This window comes from Pricia mediterranea (assembly GCF_032248455.1).
GTDB lineage: Bacteria > Bacteroidota > Bacteroidia > Flavobacteriales > Flavobacteriaceae > Pricia > Pricia mediterranea.
On record NZ_JAVTTP010000001.1, the window covers coordinates 2394018 to 2415154 of the forward strand.

The following is a 21137-nucleotide window of genomic DNA, read 5'->3' on the forward strand; positions in this document are numbered from 1 at the left end:
AATGAAGGGAATTTAAGTTTTATGGCCAGAGGTTGAGCCATTTTGGGCTTTTATAGCTGATATACCCACTCTTCCGGATTCAGCTTCGACGTATTTTGGTGCAAATAGAATTTTAGTCGGGTCCGACCGTTGGACCGATTGGTATAGATATCTCCAAGTTCGGTCTTGGCCTCGACCCGGTCGCCCTTCTTGACGTAGATGGTGCTAAGGTTGTAGTAGGTGCTGATAAAATTACCGTGCTTGAGCTGTACGGCCTTATTGCCGCCTGGAATGGAGAGAATACCAATGACTTCTCCTCTGAATACGGCCCGGGCCTTCGCCCCGGCATCGGTTGTGATGACTACCCCGTTGCTCTCGTGTTTGATGCCGGGATATATGGCGTCGGCATATACGCCGAACCCTTGGCTCTTAAACCCCTTCTCGACGGGCCAGATCAATCGTCCCTTATTGGCGGAAAAGCTATTGGCCACTATGGCGGCCTCCGGGGTCAACAAAAACTTACTGGGGTCGGAATCGTCTTTACCCGAGGCAGCGTTCTCCGCGGCAATAGCTTCCCGAACCAGCCTTTCGATCTGTTGGTCGATCTCCTTGGCCTGGCGTTGCTTGTCCCGTATCTGCGCGGCGTATTTGGTCTCGTTCTTACGGATGGAACCCAGAAGGGCCTGCTGGTCGCTTCTTTCCCGTTCCATTTGCCTTTGGGAACGGCGATTTTCGGCAATCAGCCTTTCCTTCTGTTTGCGTTGTTCGCTGAGCTCGATGTTCAATTGTGTCAGTTCTTCCGTCTTGACGACGATTTCCTCGCCCTGTTGCCTTCTGAAGTCCGTATATTGCTGGATGTACTGAAAGCGTTTAAAGGCCTGAAAAAAGTTGTCGGAAGACAGCAGAAACATCAATTTGCTCTGCTGAATCTTGCTTTGATAACTTTTTTGAATCATCAGGGCATAATCGTCCTTAAGGTCGGCCAGCTCGGCCCGAAGTTCTGAAATTGCGCTAACGTTGGCGTTGATCTTACGGTTTAGTAAGTTCGATTGCTCGTTGCTCACCGCAATCAGACGCCGACGTACCTTGATTTTCTGATCGAGGGCCTCCATCTGTTCCAAGACATTGCCCCGTTTTTCTTTTGTGTCGAAAAGTAAGTGATTGATTTGTTCGATTTCCTTCTGTAGCTGCTCCCGTTTGGCCTCCAATACTTCCTGTTCTTCGATTTGGGAAAAAACGGAGTAACTTCCCAGAAAAGAGAAGAGGAATAAAATGAAAGTGAAATGCGGTCTACAGGGCATCATCCTTTAATTTGATCTCGTCAAAACCGTTCGGTATTTGATAAGGAAATCGCATGGGTCGGTCGAAGTCGACGTTGCGGTACTCGATGTTGATCGTACTGCGCTCATCATTGTCTATGGCAGCTATTGCAATCCGAAGGGGAAGCAGCCAGTTGTCTATTTTCTGATAGCCGTTGTAATTGATTTGCAACAATCTCTTTTTGAGCGGTTGGGACAATTGCTGGGAGGCCATTTTATAGTTGTCCGGCTCGACCTGAAAAAGTACCTTAAAGAGATTTAAGGGTCTTTTTGGCTTCAAATGATAGTTGCCCCCGGCGACGGTAGCGTCGTACTTGACATCCTTAAGGTCGAGTAAGGCCTGGCCCAGTAATAGGTTCTGTACCTGTTCAAAATCGAGCTCCATGCCTACGAATTTACTGAGATAGGCAAAATCCCCATCAAAATATTCATTCTGTAGTTTGTTATAAAAGCTTACCCGGCCTGGCGTGATATAGGCCTTGACGACCCCAAAGGGCGCACTGATCCAAATCGCCTCATCTTTCTTCATTCGCAAGCTGACGGATACGCCCTGCGAATCTTCCCCATCGGAGTAATCGATGCGCATCTTGCCGCTCAGGGTCTTAAAATCGATGGCATTGTCATAATGGGTGCGGATAATTGCTTTGGCGGAGAGGCTTTCATCGAGCGTACCGTCCGCAATTACTTTTTTCGTTTTACAGGAAAGGGCTAGCATCGCCACAATAGCGATGGAGATATATCGTAGGGATGATCGGCAGCTTAGGTTCATTTTCTGATTTGTCCGGCTTTAAAATCCAGGTTTTATCTTACGAAGGTACATATTTGCCTTTACAGCATTGTCAAGTGCGGTATATCCAAGGACGAGTTCCTGGAATATTTTATTTTCTAGGGATGCGTCATCAATAAGATAGTCTAGTCCGGCCTCCAAAGTTTCAACGGCTCTTTGATGCTGGTCCGCCCTGTTAAGGGCGTATCCTTGGGCGAAATAAAAATAGGCCTGAGCGGGGTAACTTTCCAAGGCTTCGTCAGAAATTTGCTGTAGTTGTTGAAAATCATCGGTTTCCATCAATTCCTGCATTTTTAGCTTGAAATCTTTCAACGGATTGGACGCCGATTCAAAATTGTCCAATGCATCGGGGGACTTTATGGTCGGAACGTTCTGTTTGGCTATGGAATCGTTGATCTTTGAGGTGAGGTTGGAGATAAACGGACTATGCTTGGTCTCCTTTAGGATACTTAATGCGATTTCGTATCGGCCTCTGTCAAAGTAAATTTGGGCTAAATTTTTCTTGAATTCCGAAGAACCGAAAGGGAGGTCGTTTTTAATTTGCTCAACCGATTTTCCTTGGGTGGCCAATATCCGCACCAGGGTTTCCGTAAACCAAAGATTCTCGGGCGCTGAGGTCACGGCAGAAAGTGCATATTCCTCGGCCAATGGATATTGTTTAGTTTTGAGGTACATTTTGGCGAGCTCATGATCCACCACGCGGTTCGAGGCATCCAGCTGTTTGCACTTTAGGAAAAAATGGGTCGCCCTGTCGTAGTTTTCGATGCCCTTTTGTTTGAGGCCCTCGAAAAAATTCTCCTGAAACGCATCGGAATAGTCCTCCAAAAAAACCGCTGCACTGTTTTCGACTTCGGGAACGACCTCAGAATCGGGATCCTCAACAGGTTTCTCTTGGGCATACAGCGGTGAGGCGGACATACCGAACGCCGAAAGAAGAATTACAGATGTAATTTTTATTGTCATGAACACATTCTAGCATTTTTTGACTCCCGGTCGCCTACTCATTACCGGGCATCGCAGGTCTTTTTGGCAAGCGTGTTTACACCAATACACTAATCCATGGTGACATTACCGCGTTCCCGTACTGCCAAATCCGCCTGCGCCCCTCGTAGTTTGGGAAAGTTCTCCTACTTCCTCCCACTGCGCCCTTTCGTGGCGGGCGATGACCAACTGGGCGATGCGTTCTCCGTTTTCAATCGTATACGATTCGTCGGACAGGTTGACGAGTATAACGCCGATTTCCCCTCTGTAATCCGCATCGATAGTGCCAGGGGAATTAAGAACGGTTATGCCCTTTTTGGCGGCTAAGCCGCTCCTCGGCCGTACCTGTGCCTCGATGCCGATGGGAAGCTCTATGAAAAGCCCCGTTTTAATAATGGCTCGCCCCAAGGGCGATAAGATCACCGGTTCGGGAATATGGGCTCGTAGATCCATGCCCGCCGAGGCATCCGTTTCGTAGTGGGGGAGGTTGTGCGGTGATTTATTGATAATCTTGATCTTCATGTAGTTAATTTAATTGTTTTTCCGAAAATGGGGTGCCGTCGTACTGGAATGATCAGTACGGGAGGACTACTTTGAGCTCCCATCGGTCGTAAGTCGACTGCTATCCTTTATTCTTTATAAACACCTTCCTCAACGTATCGCGCTCCAACTTATACACCAAACCTAGAAAAAGTAAAAATAAGGCAGTTCCAAGATATAAATTCCTATGGAAAACATAAAAGGATAGGACGGAGAACAAAATAGATAGGCCCAGATAGAACAATATCTTCCTGAAATTGTAGGGGATGGGGTAGCGCGACTTTCCAAAATAATAGGACAATACCATCATGGTACCATACGCCGAGAGTGTCGCAATGGCAGAGGCCATATAACCAATAACCGGAATAAAAAAGTAGTTTATACCGATTGTTATAATGGCACCTATAATCGAGATAAAGGCCCCGTAGCGGGTTTTGTCGGTGACCTTGTACCAAACGGACAGATTGTGGTAGATGCCGAGAAAGAAACTGGCCAATACTATCAGGGGAACAATATCCATGGCTTCCCAATAGGCCTCGTCGCGCACGATGATTACTTTCAGTACATCGGCGTAGACCACGACCCCCAAGAGGATGATACTGCCGAGTACGACGAAATAATTGGTAATCTGGGCATAGGCCTTCTGGGGGTTCTCGGTACCGGCATGGCTGAAAAAGAAAGGTTCGATTCCCATTCTGAAGGCCGTTGCGAACAAGGTCATGAACAATCCCAATTTATAACAGGCGGAGTATTTTCCAATTTCGCTTTCCGCAATGTCATCGGGCAAAAGCTTTTCCAGCATGATACGGTCGAAGACTTCGTTTATCGTAAAAGCTATCCCCGCAATTAGAACAGGCCAGGCGTAACGCATCATCCGTTTCCATAGCACGCGGTCAAAGAAATAATTACCCCTAAAATACAAGGGCAGCATCACAATCAAGGTCAACCCGCTGGCGATCAAATTCGAAATCAGGATGTAGGAGATTTCAAAATCGGGACGGTACATCCATCCAAACCATCCACCGGAATTTTCGGTGGCGGTCCATGGTAGAACAAGCAGAAAAAATACGTTCAGCCCTAGGTTTATGCCTACATTCCCGATTTTTATTACGGCATATCGTGTCGGTCTTTCAGTGGCCCGAAGCCAGGCGAAGGGAATGATGACAAGGGCATCCAAAGACAATATCATCGCTACATACCATACATATTTAATGTCTATACCGAGCATGTGTGCCAATGGAGCTTGAAACAGCAAGGCAACAACTGCAAAGATCAGGGTGGTTACCAAAATAGAAATCAGGGAAGTCGATATGACCACATTTTCGTCATCAGCCTTGTTAAAAAACCGAAAGAACGCGGTTTCCATACCGTAGGCTAAAAACACATTGAAAATGGCGAACCATGCGAAGATAATGTTGACCTCCCCGTAGAGCCCGGTGGCCATGACCCCCGTATAAAGTGGCACCAAAATGAAGGAAAGCATCCGCGGCAGTACCGTTGCCACACCGTAGATGGCCGTTTGTTGGAAGAGTTTTTTGAGCGGATTCAATACCTGAGCGGATTATTCCCCAAAAGTACCTTTTTATAGGGATGTGGCAAAGTCCATATTCGTCCTCCTAAACCCAGATTTTTCGCTTCGCTTTCGACGACCGATGGTAATCGATATACATTGCAACCCGGTTATGATATCATTTCTTAAATATGTCTGTAAGAAACTCCTTCTGTCGTCTAACTGCCACGGTTAGAATGGTGCGGTCGTCCAGTATAAGCTCTCTGGACTGTCTTCGATAATTTTCAATTCGCTGGGTATTCACCAAATAAGACTTGTTGATTCTATAAAAGTGACTTTCTTCCAATAGCTCCGCGTAATATTTAAGGGTATTGGAGGCAGTGACCTTTGGTTTATCCTCTAAATAGAATTCCGTATAGCTGTTATCCGATTTTAAGTACACGATATCCTTAGTGTTGATTTTGTGGCACATGCCCGTAGTGAAGATATGAATGAATTTATTGCCCATGGTTTCGTGCTTGGCATTGTGTTCGAGACTTTCCAACTGTTTGAAGCGCTCTCGTTTCGACAGGGTCGACTCGACCTTTTGCAACGCGGTATGCAATTCGTTATGGTCAATAGGTTTCAACAGATAATCTAACGCACTGAATTTTATTGCCTTTACAGCGTAACTGTCATAGGCCGTTGTGAATATGATGCTAAAGGCGATATTCGGTCGAACTGCCTCGAGATAGTCGAATCCGGTACCGTTGCCAAGGTCGATATCCAAAAAAACCAGATCAGGCTGCATTGAAGCCGTCAATTCAACAGCCTCTTCGAGGGTTTTAGTGGCCGCACAGATGTGATAGGCATCGTACTTTTTCAAATAGTTGACCAGAACGTTTATGCAATGCTGCTCATCATCGATTATAAGCGTTTTTATCATAGATCCGAATCGTGAATTATGGGAAGTCGTATCTCGACCTGCACGCCTTCACCCTTCTCTACATAGGTGATTTTAGATTCCCCCTTGCGTCGAAGTTGGTTCAATAGGTTCAATCGGTCGGTAACACTGGCCGCTCCGAATGAACCGTTCCGTATATTTTCAGTCCTTCTTTTTTGATGCATGCCTACACCATTATCCTCTATGACGCAGTTTAAATGAGTTCGGTTTTTATGGATACGGATGGAGAGAAAACCACCTTTTCCTTTCCTAGGGGACAGACCATGCCATATACTGTTCTCTACGAAAGGTTGGAGCAGGGTAGGCGGAATCAAGGTGTCTTCTAGATCAAGCTCGTTATCCACATGAATCGTGTAGTCAAACCTATCATCCAGCCTTTGCCGTTCTAGTTCTATATAGCCTTTCAAAAATTCAACCTCTTCGCCTAGGGACACCTCTTCCCGCGTTGAATTGTCCAAGGTCTTACGCATCATTTTAGAAAAACGGGTTAAATAGCTGCTGGCGCTCTCCGTCTCATTTCGTTGGACGAAATCGTTTATTGAATTTAGACTGTTGAAAATAAAGTGAGGGTTCAATTGCGCCCTGAGCGTTTCTAGTCTTGAGGTCGCTATCTTGGCATTGAGTTCGGCCTCCCTTTTTCGTCTTATAAGGACAAACCCAGAGGCCAAGAGCAACATGCCTCCCAATCCACCGCAGATGCTTAGGTTTCGTATCCATATCTGTCGCTTTAAATTCGCTTGTTCAATGGCCTTGTTTTTTTCAAAATTCGCTTTAAGCACAGCCTTTTCTTTGTCATACTTATATTTCGCTTCCAATCTTGCTATCTCATTTCTTTTGTCGTCGGATAATAGGCTGTCTCTTAGATGCATGGTCTCTAATTGCCATGTGTAGGCCTCTTCAAATTCGGAAGCTTTGAAAGCACTGGCGGCCAAGCCTTCGGCGGCTAACATTGAAGCTCTTTTATCCCCCGCTTTTTTCGCGAACGACATGGCCTTTTCAAAATGTGATTTGGCCAGTTGGATTCGGCCCTCGGTCAAGTGAATATCCCCGATGTTCAGATTAACTGTCGAAAGATTGGTTAGATGATCGATTTCTACATACAATACCCGGGCCCTGTCCAAAAATTCAAGAGCCTGCGTATATTGCCGTAGTTCCGCGTATGTAATACCGATATTGGCCAGGGCACTGGCAACTTCATATTTATTTCCGGATTTTTCCTTGATTTCCAATGCGGATCGGAACTTATCCATGGCTTGGTTATGTTGGTCCGACCGGCCGTATAATTGACCGATATGCAGTAATGAGTTACCAATGCGGATCGAATCGTTATTTTTTCTGTCAATGGCCAATGATTTATACTGGTAGTCCAGTGCCTTTTCCATCTCGGACAATTTTGTAAATAGTATCGACAGGTTACCGAGAATGGCGGAATAGAAACGGGTTGCATCCCTGTTCGATTGTTCCAGAACTATCATACCCTTTCGAAAAGCCTCCATCGAGGCGGGATAATCTCCCAAATACATATGGTTCAGTCCCATCAAATTTTGGATGCGGGCAATTTTGACGGTATCCTTTAGCTGTTCATATTCCTTTAGGGATACACCGGCCTCTTTCAAGGAGCGTTTGTACCGTGCCCTATTAAAATAGAAATTTCCCTTGTTAAATGCCAAGGTGGCCAGTCTTTTACGGTGTCCTATTCCGATATAGATGCTACCGGCGGTATCGTACATTTCGACGGTCAACGAATCCTCGCCTAAATTTTCATAATTATATCCCTTTCTCTCGTAGGCAATGCCCAACTGTAACGAATCCTTGGATTTCATGCTTACTTCAATAGCATTATCGGCTATTCCAAGACCTTTTTCGGGGTTGATTGTGGCATAATACCAACTCAGTTCGTTCATTATCTCGCCCATGGTCAGTCCGTTGGTCGGATGTACGAGCTCATTTTCTAAGGAATCAATTATATACTGCTGGGCGTGCAAAGTACCGAATGGCAAGAGCGATAGGAAAGTTATAAGGAGACCTTTAAGGTGCATCGGTGGTAATCAGCGATTTAACAGCAACAAATTACGGATAATTTTTAAAAAAGGCACCGATGACAGAAAAGTCCAGTTTTCAAACGAAAACTAACTGGATTTCCACGGAGACTAATCGGATGATTGAAAATTTGAGGACTTTGCTATTTTTCGAATGCCTTGATAAACAGGTGTTTTATGAAACCCTCAACTTTAGTCCTAATCCTGCTCATCTTATGTTCCTGTACACGATCCGGTGACAATTCACCAGAAGAAATGGTGCCCCCCGTACCGGAGCCCACGTTCGACGGTAGCTTATCGGACATTGAGAAGTACTACACTCCAGAGCTGGTCGAGGCACTAAAAAACTTGGGGTTCGTCATCCATACGGGGAGCAAGCCACCGGAAATAGAAGGGATTTACGAGATAGCACCATCTGTTATCCAAGCTAGCACTACCGGAATTGACAGTATCGGGAAGCGCCTCTCCGATCAAACGCTCACCTTGTCCAACCAAAATAATGACAGTCTGACCATTGACTTCAAAATTACGGGTAACGGTCAGACATCATTGGGGAAAGGATCTTTTATTTCGGGCAATGATGACACATTCTCGATTTTTATAAAATCGGAAACTCAAAATGAGGGTTACCTCGCAGTCGAAACGGCCACAGCGATAACCGGTACAACCAGCAAAACCGGCATTCTTAATTTTCAATTCGCAGGCTTGATGCTCGATGATAAGAGCGACCCCGACAACCAATATATAGAGAACAATACGGGCCGATTGATCTATGATTCCGATAAAGCATCTCCCGAAATAGGATTAATAAATGACCAAGTATCCAGATACCAGCACGCTTTACTTTCGATACATCCTTATTAACCATAGCAGCCCGAAAATGAAAAACTATCTATTCGCAATTACGTGCATCGCTCTATTGATTCTTACTCCCGTAAAGGCCCAAAAAAAGAAACAGAACATTTTTAAGGAATTATTCGGTGTAAGTGTCCAGGAAACTTCAGATAAGTTTGACGGTACCACCACCTACCAAATGGAGGGGAATCGGGTTTTCAGCCAGCTGTCGGGCACGAACGCATTGGGCAATCTCATTTTTGGTACGGACGCGCCCACCTTCAAGACGTTTCTAAATTTGGAAAAACAGGTACTTAAAAATGGGGCCTACGAATTGGCCATTCTTTTCAAGGTAGAGGCCGATAACGAGCAATTCGCCAAGGTCATGGAAGGCGAATCGCTTATTTTTTTATTGGACTACGAACGATTTGATCTGACCACCAAAGGTTCCTACAATTCCGATTTTGATATAGATATCGGCGGGGTAAGCTCCGTGACCAATGCCAGATATGCTATCTCTGAAGACCAGCTGGAAAAAATCAACAGTTCCGATAAAGTAGAATTCCGGATTATTCTAGATTCCTATCAATCGGGCGCAGCTGAAGGAAGAGATAAAAATGAACAATATCTTGACGGGGAGTTCAATAAAAAAAACAAAAGGGTCTGGAACGAGTTTGAAGTGGACTATCTAAATGATTAAACTAATTATGCCATTAAAGATGAAAAATTTCAAATTTATGTTTCTTTTCACTTTACTTCTTTTAACCTCATGCTCGAAAGACGATGAGGAAAAAATGGAAGACGCCGGTGGTATCGGATTAATTAGCGAGGAAGAATTTAATGCTGTCTTACCGCCAACCTATATACAATTTAATGAGACGTACGAGAAAGTTGTCAAGTCAGATAAAGCTTTGCTGCATGATACTTCTAAATTGTCTAGGGCGATTTTCGATGAAATAGCGGATGCGAACACCTCTAGTGAGGCTCCTAAGTCTGATGATACCGATGTTTTTTTCGATTTGTCGTCATCTATGACAAAGGCGGAATGGCGATTGGTTCTCACTAGCCCTTTAGAGGCATTTAACGGCATCCCTTCCATTCAGGTTTCCTATGACCACGCAGTGATGTTCTATCCCTGCGATGAAGACGTGGCGTTCATTGGAGCAAAAGCTTCGGCTTTAAAACACGCTTTATGGAGTGCACTAATGCTGAAGAATACCAATGAGGAATTTGCGGAGAAAATGAGCGCTGCCCGTGAAACCCTGACGAAGGACAAAGATTTAAAAGCCATGAATTTGCATAATAATGCCTTCGGAATACAACTGGGCTCAAAATTTCCCGAAGCGTCGGAAGAGCAACTATTGGTGCTATTGTTAGAGCAGAATTATACCATGGTAAAAAATGGCTCGAACATTACCGATAAATTGGATGCCTTGGTATTTTTAAAAGGGAAAAGACAATTCGATATGGTAATGGAGGGCAGTTTAAGCAACCCTGATTCCGGTGCTCCGTGGGATATAAAAATCAATTTTTCCCATTGCTGGAATACGGTACGCGGTAGGTTTGTTATGGTTAGAGGCGAGGCTCTGTAAGAACGTCGGTTTTCAGGAATCGTATCAGGAAATACTATGACCCTCGATGTGTCCGACCCTTTTATATTTGAGAATCCCGAAGGTCTGCAAGCTTGCGAAAATATGATAATGACCCTTGAGGGCGATACTAATGGCTTGAGCGGTAGTTGGAAGTCTTCCAATTGTTTTCTTGAAGGAGTCGTTAAAATAAATTGACGCCACCTTCAAACACAGGAACAATACCTATACAATACGGCGGTACGGATAATGTCTAATTGTTCAACGCCTCCGCTGTCGCTCCGCCGAATTGCTCAAGGTCTCCGCACCGCTGAGATAATTTGGCTCCGCTTGTGCTCCGCCGAATTGCTCAAGGTCTCCGCACCGCTGAGATAATTTGGCTCCGCTTGCGCTCCGCCGAATTATTGCGCTAGCGCTTCCGCGCCGCTGAGATAATTTGGCTCCGCTTGCGCTCCGCCGAATTATTGCGCTAGCGCTTCCGCGCCGCCAACAATTTCTAAAATTTCGTTGGTGATGGAGGCTTGACGGGCCTTGTTGTATTTCAGTTTCAGGTCGTCGCGGAGCTCGGTGGCGTTGTCGGTCGCCTTGTGCATGGCGGTCATACGGGCACCGTGTTCGCTGGCAAAAGAGTCTCGAATGGCTTTGTACAATTGCGTTTTTAAGGATTTCGGGATCAGCTGCTCCACGATTTCGATTTTCGAAGGCTCGAAGATGTAATCCGCACTCAGGTTTTCGTCGCCCTCGGCGGGGACTATGGGCAAAAACTGCTCGGTGGTCACAATCTGTGTCGCTGCGTTTTTGAACCGGTTGTAAACGATGTCGATACGGTCGTAGTTGCCGGCCGTGAATTCATGCATCAGTTCCTCGGCAATGGCGGAAACGTTTTCGAACGTCAGATCATCGTACAGGTTGCTGTGGTTACGGATGACGGTCGAACGCTTGCCTAGGTAATCGTTCGCTTTTTTCCCGATGGCCATAAAATCGACCTTTTTACCTGCGTAAACTTCATCGGAAAGCACTACGCACTGCTTTAGGACATTGGAGTTGAAAGCCCCTGCGAGCCCCCTGTTCGAGGTTATCGAAACGACCAAGACCTTTCTGACTTCGCGTGCATCCGAGTATTTGCTTCCCGAATCCTCATCTAAACTGGCGCTCAAGCCTTGTAGCAACTCGGTCAGCTTATCGGCGTAGGGCCGCATGGCCGTAATCGCATCCTGCGCTTTCTTCAACTTCGCAGCGGACACCATTTTCATGGCACTCGTAATCTGCATGGTAGAAGATACCGATGAGATCCTGTTTCTTATTTCCTTAAGGTTTGCCATTTTTTTAGTATTTAGTACTTAGTATTGAGTAGTTAGTACGCGAACTTTATAAAATGCCACCAACTATTTACCCATACCAAATACTTTGTACTCAATACATAATACTCAATACTTCCCTACTAATCCCTGTATTTTGCGGAGACATCCTTCGCCGCCTGCGTCAGGGTTTCGATAACCTCATCGGTCAATTTTCCGGCTTTCAGGGTATCCAGCGTGCCACGGTGTTTGGCATTCAGGAATTCCAAATAATCCCTTTCGAACTCCTTTACCTTATCGACGGGCACATCGCGCAGCAGGTTCTTTGATCCCGCATAGATGATCGCGATCTGGTCTTCTACGGTGTAGGGGTCGTTTTCAGCCTGTTTAAGAATTTCAACGTTGCGACGCCCTTTTTCGATAACGTTAAGGGTCGCAGCATCGAGATCGGAACCGAATTTGGCAAAGGCTTCCAATTCCCGGAAGGCCGCCTGGTCCAATTTCAGGGTACCCGCTACTTTTTTCATGGATTTGATCTGTGCGTTACCGCCCACACGCGACACGGAGATACCCACGTTGATAGCGGGGCGCACCCCTTGGTTGAAAAGATCTTGCTCGAGAAATATCTGTCCGTCCGTAATCGAGATTACGTTGGTCGGGATATACGCAGAAACGTCGCCAGCCTGTGTTTCGATAATCGGCAGGGCGGTCAAAGAACCGCCACCTTTTACCATCGGTTTTAACACGTCGGGCAAATCGTTCATTTCCTGGGCAATCTTGTCATCGTTAATAATCTTCGACGACCGCTCCAACAAACGGGAGTGCAGATAGAAAACGTCCCCTGGGTAGGCTTCACGTCCGGGGGGTCTTCTCAACAGAAGGGACACCTCACGGTAGGCCACCGCTTGCTTTGATAAATCATCGTAGATAATCAGGGCAGGTCGGCCGGTATCGCGAAAATATTCCCCGATCGAAGCACCTGCCATGGGAGCGTATACCTGCATGGGCGCTGGGTCGGAAGCGTTTGCGGCAACGATGGTGGTGTAGGCCAAAGCGCCCTTGTCCTCCAAAGTCTGGGCGATAGCGGCCACCGTAGAGGCCTTTTGTCCGATGGCCACGTAGATACAATATACGGGCTCCCCGGCGTCGTAAAATTCCTTTTGGTTCAGGATGGTATCGATACAAACGGTGGTCTTTCCGGTCTGACGGTCGCCGATGACCAGCTCCCGCTGTCCACGTCCTACGGGAATCATGGCATCGATTGCCTTGATCCCGGTCTGTAGGGGTTCGGTTACCGGTTCCCGATAAATTACCCCGGGCGCCTTTCGCTCCAAGGGCATCTCATAGGTTTCTCCCGCGATGGGTCCTTTCCCGTCGATAGGGGTCCCCAAGGTGTCGACCACGCGGCCGGCGATGCCCTCGCCTACCTTGATAGAAGCGATCCGCTGGGTACGTTTAACGGTAGCGCCTTCCTTGATTTCCTTGGATGGGCCCAGAAGAACGACCCCGACGTTGTCTTCCTCCAAGTTCAGGACGATACCTTCGAGACCGCCCTCGAACTCCACCAATTCACCATATTGGGCGTTCGATAAACCGTAGACGCGGGCAATACCGTCACCTACCTGCAATACCGTACCCACTTCGTCCAACGAAGCGGATGAATCAAATCCGGATAACTGTTTCTTTAAGATTGCCGATACCTCGGCGGCTTTTACTCCTGCCATTGTTTTTAGACGTTAGACGTTAGACATTAGACGTTAGACCTGCCTGGCGGCAGAAACCTATCTTTGTTCTTACGTTATTTTAATTATATGGTGTTCGTTAGCTCTCTTTTAATAGTGTTCAATTTGTTCGCTACGCTGGCGTCGTACTGCAAATCTCCGACACGCAATATGAATCCGCCGATAAGGCTCGGATCGATCTTGTTTTCGATAGTAACCTTGTCTTCGGTAATCTTGGCTATTTGCTTTAGGGCCTTTTTCTCCAATTCGGGAGTCAAGGGCACGGCGGTGGTCACGTAGGCAACTCCCTCGCCTTTCAAATCCTCATTGAGGATGATGTATTTCAGGGCTACCTCGTTCAAAAGTCCGATACGTTTGTTGTCGGTCAGGGTATTAATAAGTCCCTTGGTAATTTCACCATTGTCCTTGAAGATTGCTTTCAAAGCTTCTTTCTTGGTCTCTCCATTGACAACCGGGCTGGCCAACATTGCCCGTAACTCTTTACTGTCGGCGATGGTCGCAGTTACGCTGCGCATATCTCTTTCGACGGCCTCTGTCGCTTTATTGTCGATGGCCAGGTCAAGGACGGCTTTGGCGTAACGTAAGGCTGCTCTCTGTTCCATAATCTTAATCTTTCCTAATCACGGCTCGTAGCTATTTTTTACAATCAGTTAAGCTTGACATCGCCCAAAAGATTGTCGACGAGCTTCAGTTGTTCTTTTTTGTTGGATAGCTGCTCTTTCAACACTTTCTCCGCGATTTCTACCGAAAGTTCTGCCACTTGGTTCTTGATATCGGCCATCGCAGCTTTCTTTTCACTTTCGATTGCCGATTGGGCCTGTTTGATCATTTTGTCACCTTCGACCTTGGCCTGTTCCTTGCTGTCGGAAATCATTTTATTCTTGATCTCCCGGGCTTCCTTAAGCATGGCCTCCCGCTCGGCCCGGGCTTCCTTGAGTAACTTATCGTTGTCGGCCTGTAGGTTCTGCATTTCCTTGCGGGCGTTCTCCGCCGCCTTTAAGGCTTCCTCTATTCCCGATTCCCGCTCGTTCAAAGAGGTCAAGATCGGTTTCCAGGCGTATTTCACCAGCAGGAAAATCAATCCAATCAATAAGACGGACTGAACAACGAATAATCCCGGTGAAAAGTCGTTCACTAATGTTTCCATATCGTTTCAAAAATTGTAAGTCGTTCAACTTAAGTCCCTATCCTTTGTCAAAAGGAATTGGCAATTTATAAAACATCCCCTGCAACCAACCGTTACAGGGCGATGTCTTTTCTTGATCGTTCCTTATTTTCCAAGGAACAGGGCACCGAATGCCAAACCTTCCAAAAGTGCGGCGATAATGATCATCGCAGTTTGGATCTTACCGGTAGCTTCTGGCTGGCGGGCGATACCCTCCATGGCCTTACCACCGATCTGACCTAGTCCGATACCTGCTCCGATTACGATCAAACCGGCTCCAATTAAATTGTACATAGTAAAATGATTTATATATTAAATTAAACGAACTCTAGATAAAATTTTCTCGGGCCTCCTCGGTATCGAGCGACTCCCCCGGGGAATGGTCGTGGTCGTGGTCCGCAACTGCCATCCCGATGAACAGGGCAGACAGCATGGTAAAAATATACGCCTGTAAGAAGACCACTAAAAGCTCTATGAGTAATATAAAGAAAGATAAAATGAGCGAGAGGGCGGTCGCTCCCCCGGTGCCGAGACTATCCTTCAGGGTGAACATAATAGCAATCAAGCTCATAAGGATGATATGACCCGCGGAGATGTTGGCGAAAAGCCGCACCAAAAGGGAAAACGGTTTGATGATAAACGCCCCCGCCAATTCGATGATCGCCAGAACGGGACGGATCAACACGGGGACCCCGGGCATCCATAGCATATGCTGCCAATAGTCTTTGTTGCCGCTAAACGTATAGATAATCAAGGTGAAAAAAGCCAAGGCGGCGGTAACCGCCAATTGACCGGTTACGTTAAAGCCGAACGGGGTCATGCCCAAAAGGTTCAATATCCAAATAAAAAAGAACACGGTCAATAGATAGCCCGTAAACTTCCGATAGTGCCTTGGGCCAATATTGGGCTTTGCTATTTCGTCCCGTACGTAAAGAACAAGGGGTTCAAGAACCCGCCCGATACCTTTTGGCACTTTTCTTTTTTTATACTGCCGGGCCAACGATGAGAAGGCCCAGAACATCAAGAGGCCTGCCAATAGAATGCCGACGACGCTTTTAGTAATCGAAAAATCCAGCACTTTTTCGGCATTGACGGGGTGGTGGCTCTCATCAAGGGATAGGCTTCCGGCACCTTCCTCCAGTTCGTAGATCTTGGTGTGGTATTTTACAAAACGTGACCCTCCTTTTTCCACGATAACTTCGCCTTCATCGTCGTGATGGAATTCGGAGGACATAAAGCTGACCAAACCATTGTTAGACCAAAGGATAACGGGCAGGGGAAAACCTACGTGTTTTCGTTCCCCGGCATCATTGTTATAGGAGAAGAGATAGAAGTCGTGCGCATCCTTAATATGGTGATTGATGTAATTCTCGACTTCATTTGGGGTGTTTACTCGGTCCCCTTGTTCCTGCGGAGGGCTGGAAAAGCCTTGAAAACAGGCCAACGATACTAAAAGGATGGTTGTAAAACGCAAACGCGACATTGCTTTTCTCATTGCAGATCGTTCAAAAAGTTGGCTCTTTTAAAGTCGCGCAAAGGTAATCAATAAAATGTTTTCTCAAACCAAAATTCCTTTATTTAAATTTGGTGTCGATCCGGCGTAACAGTTTGGCGATAAAATACACTTCGAGGGATAAGAACAATGCGATCGGAACAAGTAAGGAAACGGAGCTGGCGGTAGATATCGGGTTCTCGCGCAATACAATGTCTTGGAAAATACCGGCGAAGGCCAAAAGCTTTAATAGTAGCCCGCCCAGATAGATGAAGCCGAGTTGAGCGCGGAATTGGGGCAGTTTTGAGAGTGTCAATAGCGAGGTGCAGATTGCGCAGGAGAAAACTGCATGGAAGAGATAGCTATGGAGAAGTGAAAAATCTAGTGATTTCCCGAGGTAATCCATGATGCTTTGATGTGCGGAAAACCCGACCAAGAGCAAGAGACCGAACGAAACGATATAGCTTATGATGATTTTGTGCACGCTATCACTTGTTTAATGCGTTGGCCTGTTTGATGACCGAATACATAGAGAGAAAAATAGCGAAAAGGGTCACGCTAATCTCCCAAAAATCCTGATTGAATTTTTGGTCCAGCCATGACCCCAATAGGTTCCCCAGATAAATGGTGAGTCCCATTTGAATGGCGATACCCGAAAATCGGGCCGCCGTTCGCAATCCACTGTTGCCGTTATCTTCTTTACGAGGCTTTTGCTGGCTCATGCTTGCTGGTGTTCGTCAGCTGCGATTTGAAATTGTTACTAGAGGCGGAGCCATTGCTCGAGCCGCTCGATTTTCCGTTCAGGGAACCGCTTTTGCCCTTCATGGAACAGGTGGCGTTGAAAGTCGCGCCGGGCTCTACCGCCAATTTTACGACCTCGACGGTGCCCTCGATCAGGGCCGATGATTTCAAGGACAACAGGTCGGAGACCAATAGCTCGCCATTGAAACTACCCTCGATGTCGGCGTTCACACATTCTACCTTGCCATTGATATAGCCGTCTTTTCCGATGACGACCTTGCCGGAAGTTTTTACGTTGCCATCCAGTTTTCCGTCGATACGGAAATCAGCCTCGGAGACGATGTCTCCCTTGATTTTGGTGTTTTTTTCGATTCGGTTGGGTTGTCCGCCTATTTCATTCATGGTGCGTGGTTTTTTGTTGTCAGAAAACATGGTTTATGGTTTTTGGGATTAATGAACTTTGGGAATAATCGTTGCAATTTTGCTGTCGACGAGCGGACAACGATAGATTAGGTAAGTTCAACGGAATAAGTTGATGGTTTAGTATATGGAAACACGTTTAATTCACTTGATCATTCCAAAATCCGGTTTTGGTATTCCTGTAGGTTTTTATGTACCTGTATAATTTTATAGTTGGATGATGAAATTACAAAATTCCTATTATCGATACCATAATCTCTGTTAATCTTTAATAGTTCTACAAAACCTAGGGCGTAATCTTTTGAGGGGAAGCCGTGCACCACTACGAATTGATCTTCCAAGGTGTAGACGTCCTTTGACACGATATTGCTATACCTCAGGTCTTCAATCGCAGCTTTCAGGTCCTGCTTGACCCGTAACGCGATTTCATTGTTGCTTCTTCTAAACGGAAAAACGACCTTCCAATTGCCCGCGCCGGTAGCACCTGTTACCGAGGAGAACTCCTTGATTGCCAGTTTGGGCAGTTGTTCGGCTACCATCCGCTCCGCTTTTTTGCCTTCGGGATTGTTGGGATAGGTCAACGCTACATAGTCCAGCTGCTCCTTAAAAGGCTCGAACCCGTTCAACCGTCCGATGGCATTGGCCTTCAGCATTTCGAATTTGGGCACTATCGGGTCGCCGGTAAATAGATCTATATTTTCTTCGGCCCCGGTAATCGTCTTCAGGAATTCCTGTTGACGGTACAGTTTATACAGGGCGGCGTAGCGGGCATCGGGACTATCGGCCTCATTTTCGAGCACCGCGCGGGGGTTGAGCAAGATTTCAGCGTATCTAGAATCAGAATGGTTTTGAAGGATATCGGCTTTCATTTGCGCCATCAAAGGACTGCCGGCAGCCTCATAAATCTTATAAAGGTTGTATTTTGAAGGGAGGATCAATCGCTCTTCGGGGTCGGATGCCAGCACATCTTCGAGCTTTTCGGCCGCCAGAAGGTTCTCTTTGAACTTTTCCTTATAGATCAGCCCTAATTGGTAGTTGGCGAAGTTGCGTTCCGTGCTTAAGCTGTCGATATGGCTTTCTTCCTTCGGAATCCTATCCATATAATAGTCCACCGTCAATTGCTCCTCTTCGGTCGGTGTGCCGTCGAGACTATCATTGGCGGCAACCGGTCCGCCGGTAGCTTCGGAGGGCAGCAACCGTCCTTTTTTGCTCCAGCGCCAGTTGTCTTCCAGTTTTCTTTTGCCCCATCGCTGCATGAAGTCGTTCTTGCCGTAGCCCAGGCTGGTCAGGTTGTAGAAATAAAATTTGCCCTTGTTTTCCTTGCCGCCCTGGCTTTCCGCGAACTGGGCGAAGCCGGCGGTCATACGGTCTTCCTCTTTTTTGGCGGCGGCAAGCTTTTCTGCTTGCAGCTCGGCCACATACTTTTCGAAATAGGCGATCTGGTCGTCGATCGGGAGATTGTACAGCGTGATTACACTATCGGCATACCGTGCGATATCCTCGTATTTGATAACATCCGCTAGGTTGTCGAGCTTCTTCTTGGTCGAACGGTATTTTTGGGTGTTTTCCTGTAGGTTGGTCAGGACACTGTCGTAATAGGCCCCGGACAATTTGTACTCGTTCCGGTCGAAATTGTAGCTCGCCAAATTTTCGTAGTTCAGCGCGTTCAACTTGGGCTCGTTCTGGGTGGCCCGCAACGACTTGTTGAAATAGACCAAGGCCATGCTATCGTTTTTTTGTTCGAGGTGGTATTCCGCGACCTGTCGGTAGATTTTGTCCAAAAAGGGACGGTTTTCCCGGTTTTCCTCCATGTTGGTCAGAAATTCGAGCATTTCCAACTTGTTTTCAGGGGTAACCTCGGTATTCCTGATTTTTTCGATCTCCGCGTTGACCATATAGACGCGCGGCGATTTACGGTTCAGCTCGATGACCTTGTTAAACGCGTAGTTGGCGCTGTCCTTTTGGTCCAGTCGATTATAGAGCTGCCCGATAATATAATAATAACGTCCTTTTTCAGGATTTTTTTTGGTTTGATAGGATGCGATTTTGAGCTGCTGGATCGCCTTGCCCAACGAATCCAAGTTGATGTAGGCTTGAGCCATCATCGCCCGGGCATCGGCATATTCTTGGTCATCGGGGTTTTCATACTTGAAAACACGTTTCAAGTTTTTGATGGCAAGGTCTTCATTCTCTAGGCGGATGTTGACCTTTTCGCGCCAAATATGCGCCTCGGCCAGCTTGTCACTATAGTCGTATTTATTGATTATATAGTTGAAGGCCTCGAGGGCGGGAATGTACCGCTGATCGAAGTAACGCGCCTTGCCCAGTAAGAGAAAGGCCTCGTCGGTCTGCGGGTTGCGTTCCTCGTCCCCGATGTCCATACTGTGTTTCTGAATGGCCTTGCTCGCCTTTTCCTCGGCGATGATAAAGTTGGGATTGTTGTCTTCGGAATCTAGCTTAATATCCTCGGTAACCTCTAGGCGCTCTACAGGTAGTATCTCCCAATAATCGTCTTGATAGCCTGCGTTCAGTCCCTCACGGCCTTCCTCAAAGGCTAGGTTACCGTTGTACAGCGTGTTATACTTGGTGTTGAGGGCATGCCAGTTGCGGTTCAAAAAAGCATCCCTTTTGGTGGAACAGGCGTTGAAAACGATGCCCCCCAAAAGCGTTAAAAGGATGTATTTTTTTCTAAATTTCAAAATTGCCAAGATAATATTGAATTTGCCTTGGGATGCAAGGTCTTGGAGTTACCTGCCCCGAGCTCTATGTAAGCTAAACTAAAATTTAGCGGTATTATTATGTATTTCATCGGGAAATATAATCAAAAAAGGAGGGTTGGGGGGTGGTAGGATGCAAAACACCGATACCAACTGTCTTTAAACTTGGTGTTGACAATGTCAACCTGTTAAAGAATAGCTCAAAAACACCTTTGTCTTACCGACCATCGGGTTCGTGCGGCGGAACGTTCATCGGATCATTCCATGTCTTTGGGGGATTGATGGATGCATTCGCACCGGGCAGGGGGTCGGCCGAAACCTCGTTACCGCCAAAAAACAGTTCCAATTCCTTTAGGGTCTCGGTAGAGGTTTCAATATCCTTAACTATTTCGCCGTTGTTCAAGACGACGATCCGCTCGCAGACTTCCGTAACATGGATCAGGTCGTGGCTCGACACCAAAACGGTTACGCCCTGCTTGGCAGCCAAATTTCTGATAATGTCCTTAAGACGGATCTGGGTGGTGGGGTCGAGGTTGGCAAAGGGCTCGTCCAAGATCACCACCTCGGGGTTGCCGATAAAGGATGCCACAATGCCGGCCTTCTTTTGGTTGCCCTTGGAGAGGTCGCGCAGGTATTTTTTCTGCCCTAATATCTCCCCATGGAAGAAATCCTCAAATTGGGATAGCAAGGCGTTCACATCAGCCTTGTTCCGGCCTCGGAGTTCGCCGATAAAATAGAAGTATTCCTCGGGGGTCAGATAGCCGATCAGAAAGGTCTCGTCAATAAAGGCGGAGGTAAAGGGTTTCCAGGCCTCGCTTTGATCTACCTGAACCTCGTTGTTCACGATACGACCGGTGGTAGGCTGAATCAAATCTAACAAGAGGCTGAAGAAGGTGGTCTTCCCGGCGCCATTGTTACCTACCAGTCCAAAACTTTGGCCCTTGGGAATTTCCAGGTTTTCGATGTTCAATACGGTTTGCGCCCCGTATTTTTTAGTGAGATTCTGTGCTATTATCATTTAGAATCAATTTTATATTGCTA

The 21137-nt window shown here is 46.7% G+C and carries 21 protein-coding genes; 3 read left to right on the forward strand and 18 right to left on the reverse strand.

Annotated elements, in window-relative coordinates; all coding sequences use genetic code 11:
- Positions 1–50 precede the first annotated feature (50 nt).
- The 7 genes from RQM65_RS09845 to RQM65_RS09875 form a co-directional block, all read right to left on the reverse strand.
- The gene (locus RQM65_RS09845; RefSeq protein WP_314014595.1) at positions 51–1283 is read right to left on the reverse strand and encodes a murein hydrolase activator EnvC family protein; all 1233 of its coding nucleotides are present in this window, start codon (positions 1281–1283) and stop codon (positions 51–53) included.
- Complete coding sequence (lolB1, locus tag RQM65_RS09850; RefSeq protein ID WP_314014597.1) at positions 1270–2067, reverse strand: lipoprotein insertase outer membrane protein LolB1; 798 nt, start codon at positions 2065–2067, stop codon at positions 1270–1272. The genes RQM65_RS09845 and lolB1 overlap by 14 nt, the downstream gene beginning before the upstream one ends.
- Positions 2068–2085: 18 nt before the next feature.
- The gene (locus RQM65_RS09855; RefSeq protein ID WP_314014598.1) at positions 2086–3048 is read right to left on the reverse strand and encodes a tetratricopeptide repeat protein; all 963 of its coding nucleotides are present in this window, start codon (positions 3046–3048) and stop codon (positions 2086–2088) included.
- A 105-nt stretch (positions 3049–3153) separates the two neighbouring features.
- A complete protein-coding gene (gene dut, locus RQM65_RS09860; RefSeq protein ID WP_314014600.1) occupies positions 3154–3588 on the reverse strand; it encodes a dUTP diphosphatase in 435 nt (144 codons plus the stop codon).
- Between the two features lie 100 nt (positions 3589–3688).
- Positions 3689–5155, reverse strand: coding sequence for an oligosaccharide flippase family protein (locus tag RQM65_RS09865; RefSeq protein WP_314014601.1), 1467 nt, complete (start codon positions 5153–5155; stop codon positions 3689–3691).
- 139 nt (positions 5156–5294) lie between these two features.
- Entirely contained in the window at positions 5295–6041 is a 747-nt protein-coding gene (locus RQM65_RS09870; RefSeq protein WP_314014603.1) for a LytR/AlgR family response regulator transcription factor, read from the reverse strand.
- Positions 6038–8059, reverse strand: a complete 2022-nt coding sequence (locus RQM65_RS09875) for a histidine kinase (protein ID WP_314014605.1) — start codon at positions 8057–8059, stop codon at positions 6038–6040. Before RQM65_RS09875 ends, RQM65_RS09870 begins: the two co-directional genes overlap by 4 nt.
- 216 nt (positions 8060–8275) lie before the next feature.
- On the opposite strand from RQM65_RS09875, the gene RQM65_RS09880 reads away from it, so the two are divergent.
- Genes RQM65_RS09880 through RQM65_RS09890 form a run of 3 tightly spaced genes read left to right on the forward strand, consistent with a single transcriptional unit; the run spans position 8276 to position 10524 of the window.
- The gene (locus RQM65_RS09880; RefSeq protein WP_314014607.1) at positions 8276–8962 is read left to right on the forward strand and encodes a hypothetical protein; all 687 of its coding nucleotides are present in this window, start codon (positions 8276–8278) and stop codon (positions 8960–8962) included.
- A gap of 16 nt (positions 8963–8978) precedes the next feature.
- Positions 8979–9632 carry a hypothetical protein gene (locus tag RQM65_RS09885; protein ID WP_314014609.1) on the forward strand — a complete coding sequence of 218 codons (654 nt, stop codon included), beginning with the start codon at positions 8979–8981 and terminating at the stop codon, positions 9630–9632.
- Positions 9633–9639: 7 nt separating this feature from the next.
- Positions 9640–10524 (forward strand): DUF6973 domain-containing protein, encoded by an 885-nt coding sequence (locus RQM65_RS09890; RefSeq protein ID WP_314014611.1) that lies wholly within the window; start codon positions 9640–9642, stop codon positions 10522–10524.
- A 458-nt stretch (positions 10525–10982) separates the two neighbouring features.
- On the opposite strand, the gene atpG is transcribed toward RQM65_RS09890, so the two are convergent.
- The 11 genes from atpG to RQM65_RS09945 form a co-directional block, all read right to left on the reverse strand.
- Positions 10983–11843, reverse strand: coding sequence for an ATP synthase F1 subunit gamma (gene atpG / locus RQM65_RS09895; RefSeq protein ID WP_314014612.1), 861 nt, complete (start codon positions 11841–11843; stop codon positions 10983–10985).
- Positions 11844–11962: 119 nt separating this feature from the next.
- On the reverse strand, positions 11963–13543 hold the full coding sequence (gene atpA, locus RQM65_RS09900) for a F0F1 ATP synthase subunit alpha (protein ID WP_314014614.1): 1581 nt from the start codon (positions 13541–13543) through the stop codon (positions 11963–11965).
- 83 nt (positions 13544–13626) lie between these two features.
- A complete protein-coding gene (gene atpH / locus RQM65_RS09905; RefSeq protein ID WP_314014615.1) occupies positions 13627–14163 on the reverse strand; it encodes an ATP synthase F1 subunit delta in 537 nt (178 codons plus the stop codon).
- Positions 14164–14207: 44 nt separating this feature from the next.
- Positions 14208–14708, reverse strand: coding sequence for a F0F1 ATP synthase subunit B (locus RQM65_RS09910; protein WP_314014617.1), 501 nt, complete (start codon positions 14706–14708; stop codon positions 14208–14210).
- A gap of 123 nt (positions 14709–14831) precedes the next feature.
- On the reverse strand, positions 14832–15020 hold the full coding sequence (gene atpE, locus RQM65_RS09915) for an ATP synthase F0 subunit C (RefSeq protein ID WP_013993139.1): 189 nt from the start codon (positions 15018–15020) through the stop codon (positions 14832–14834).
- A 34-nt stretch (positions 15021–15054) separates the two neighbouring features.
- Positions 15055–16221, reverse strand: coding sequence for a F0F1 ATP synthase subunit A (gene atpB, locus RQM65_RS09920; protein WP_314014625.1), 1167 nt, complete (start codon positions 16219–16221; stop codon positions 15055–15057).
- Positions 16222–16300: 79 nt separating this feature from the next.
- Positions 16301–16702, reverse strand: coding sequence for a DUF6168 family protein (locus tag RQM65_RS09925; protein WP_314014627.1), 402 nt, complete (start codon positions 16700–16702; stop codon positions 16301–16303).
- A 4-nt stretch (positions 16703–16706) separates the two neighbouring features.
- Entirely contained in the window at positions 16707–16940 is a 234-nt protein-coding gene (locus RQM65_RS09930; protein WP_314014629.1) for an AtpZ/AtpI family protein, read from the reverse strand.
- Entirely contained in the window at positions 16918–17391 is a 474-nt protein-coding gene (locus tag RQM65_RS09935) for a bactofilin family protein (protein WP_314014631.1), read from the reverse strand. Before RQM65_RS09935 ends, RQM65_RS09930 begins: the two co-directional genes overlap by 23 nt.
- Before the next feature lie 140 nt (positions 17392–17531).
- On the reverse strand, positions 17532–20078 hold the full coding sequence (gene porW / locus RQM65_RS09940; RefSeq protein WP_314014633.1) for a type IX secretion system periplasmic lipoprotein PorW/SprE: 2547 nt from the start codon (positions 20076–20078) through the stop codon (positions 17532–17534).
- 235 nt (positions 20079–20313) lie between these two features.
- Positions 20314–21114 carry an ABC transporter ATP-binding protein gene (locus RQM65_RS09945; RefSeq protein WP_314014635.1) on the reverse strand — a complete coding sequence of 267 codons (801 nt, stop codon included), beginning with the start codon at positions 21112–21114 and terminating at the stop codon, positions 20314–20316.
- Positions 21115–21137: the final 23 nt, after the last annotated feature.

Excerpts from the sequence above, each read along its gene's own strand:
- RQM65_RS09910 (WP_314014617.1), bottom strand. The coding sequence starts at position 14,708 with ATGGAAACATTAGTGAACGACTTTTCACCGGGATTATTCGTTGTTCAG.
- RQM65_RS09880 (WP_314014607.1), top strand. The coding sequence starts at position 8,276 with ATGAAACCCTCAACTTTAGTCCTAATCCTGCTCATCTTATGTTCCTGT.
- RQM65_RS09885 (WP_314014609.1), top strand. The coding sequence starts at position 8,979 with ATGAAAAACTATCTATTCGCAATTACGTGCATCGCTCTATTGATTCTT.
- atpE (WP_013993139.1), bottom strand. The coding sequence starts at position 15,020 with ATGTACAATTTAATTGGAGCCGGTTTGATCGTAATCGGAGCAGGTATC.
- atpG (WP_314014612.1), bottom strand. The coding sequence starts at position 11,843 with ATGGCAAACCTTAAGGAAATAAGAAACAGGATCTCATCGGTATCTTCT.
- RQM65_RS09890 (WP_314014611.1), top strand. The coding sequence starts at position 9,640 with ATGCCATTAAAGATGAAAAATTTCAAATTTATGTTTCTTTTCACTTTA.
- atpB (WP_314014625.1), bottom strand. The coding sequence starts at position 16,221 with ATGAGAAAAGCAATGTCGCGTTTGCGTTTTACAACCATCCTTTTAGTA.
- RQM65_RS09935 (WP_314014631.1), bottom strand. The coding sequence starts at position 17,391 with ATGTTTTCTGACAACAAAAAACCACGCACCATGAATGAAATAGGCGGA.
- dut (WP_314014600.1), bottom strand. The coding sequence starts at position 3,588 with ATGAAGATCAAGATTATCAATAAATCACCGCACAACCTCCCCCACTAC.
- RQM65_RS09870 (WP_314014603.1), bottom strand. The coding sequence starts at position 6,041 with ATGATAAAAACGCTTATAATCGATGATGAGCAGCATTGCATAAACGTT.
- lolB1 (WP_314014597.1), bottom strand. The coding sequence starts at position 2,067 with ATGAACCTAAGCTGCCGATCATCCCTACGATATATCTCCATCGCTATT.
- RQM65_RS09945 (WP_314014635.1), bottom strand. The coding sequence starts at position 21,114 with ATGATAATAGCACAGAATCTCACTAAAAAATACGGGGCGCAAACCGTA.
- RQM65_RS09930 (WP_314014629.1), bottom strand. The coding sequence starts at position 16,940 with ATGAGCCAGCAAAAGCCTCGTAAAGAAGATAACGGCAACAGTGGATTG.
- RQM65_RS09855 (WP_314014598.1), bottom strand. The coding sequence starts at position 3,048 with ATGACAATAAAAATTACATCTGTAATTCTTCTTTCGGCGTTCGGTATG.
- atpH (WP_314014615.1), bottom strand. The coding sequence starts at position 14,163 with ATGGAACAGAGAGCAGCCTTACGTTACGCCAAAGCCGTCCTTGACCTG.
- RQM65_RS09845 (WP_314014595.1), bottom strand. The coding sequence starts at position 1,283 with ATGATGCCCTGTAGACCGCATTTCACTTTCATTTTATTCCTCTTCTCT.
- atpA (WP_314014614.1), bottom strand. The coding sequence starts at position 13,543 with ATGGCAGGAGTAAAAGCCGCCGAGGTATCGGCAATCTTAAAGAAACAG.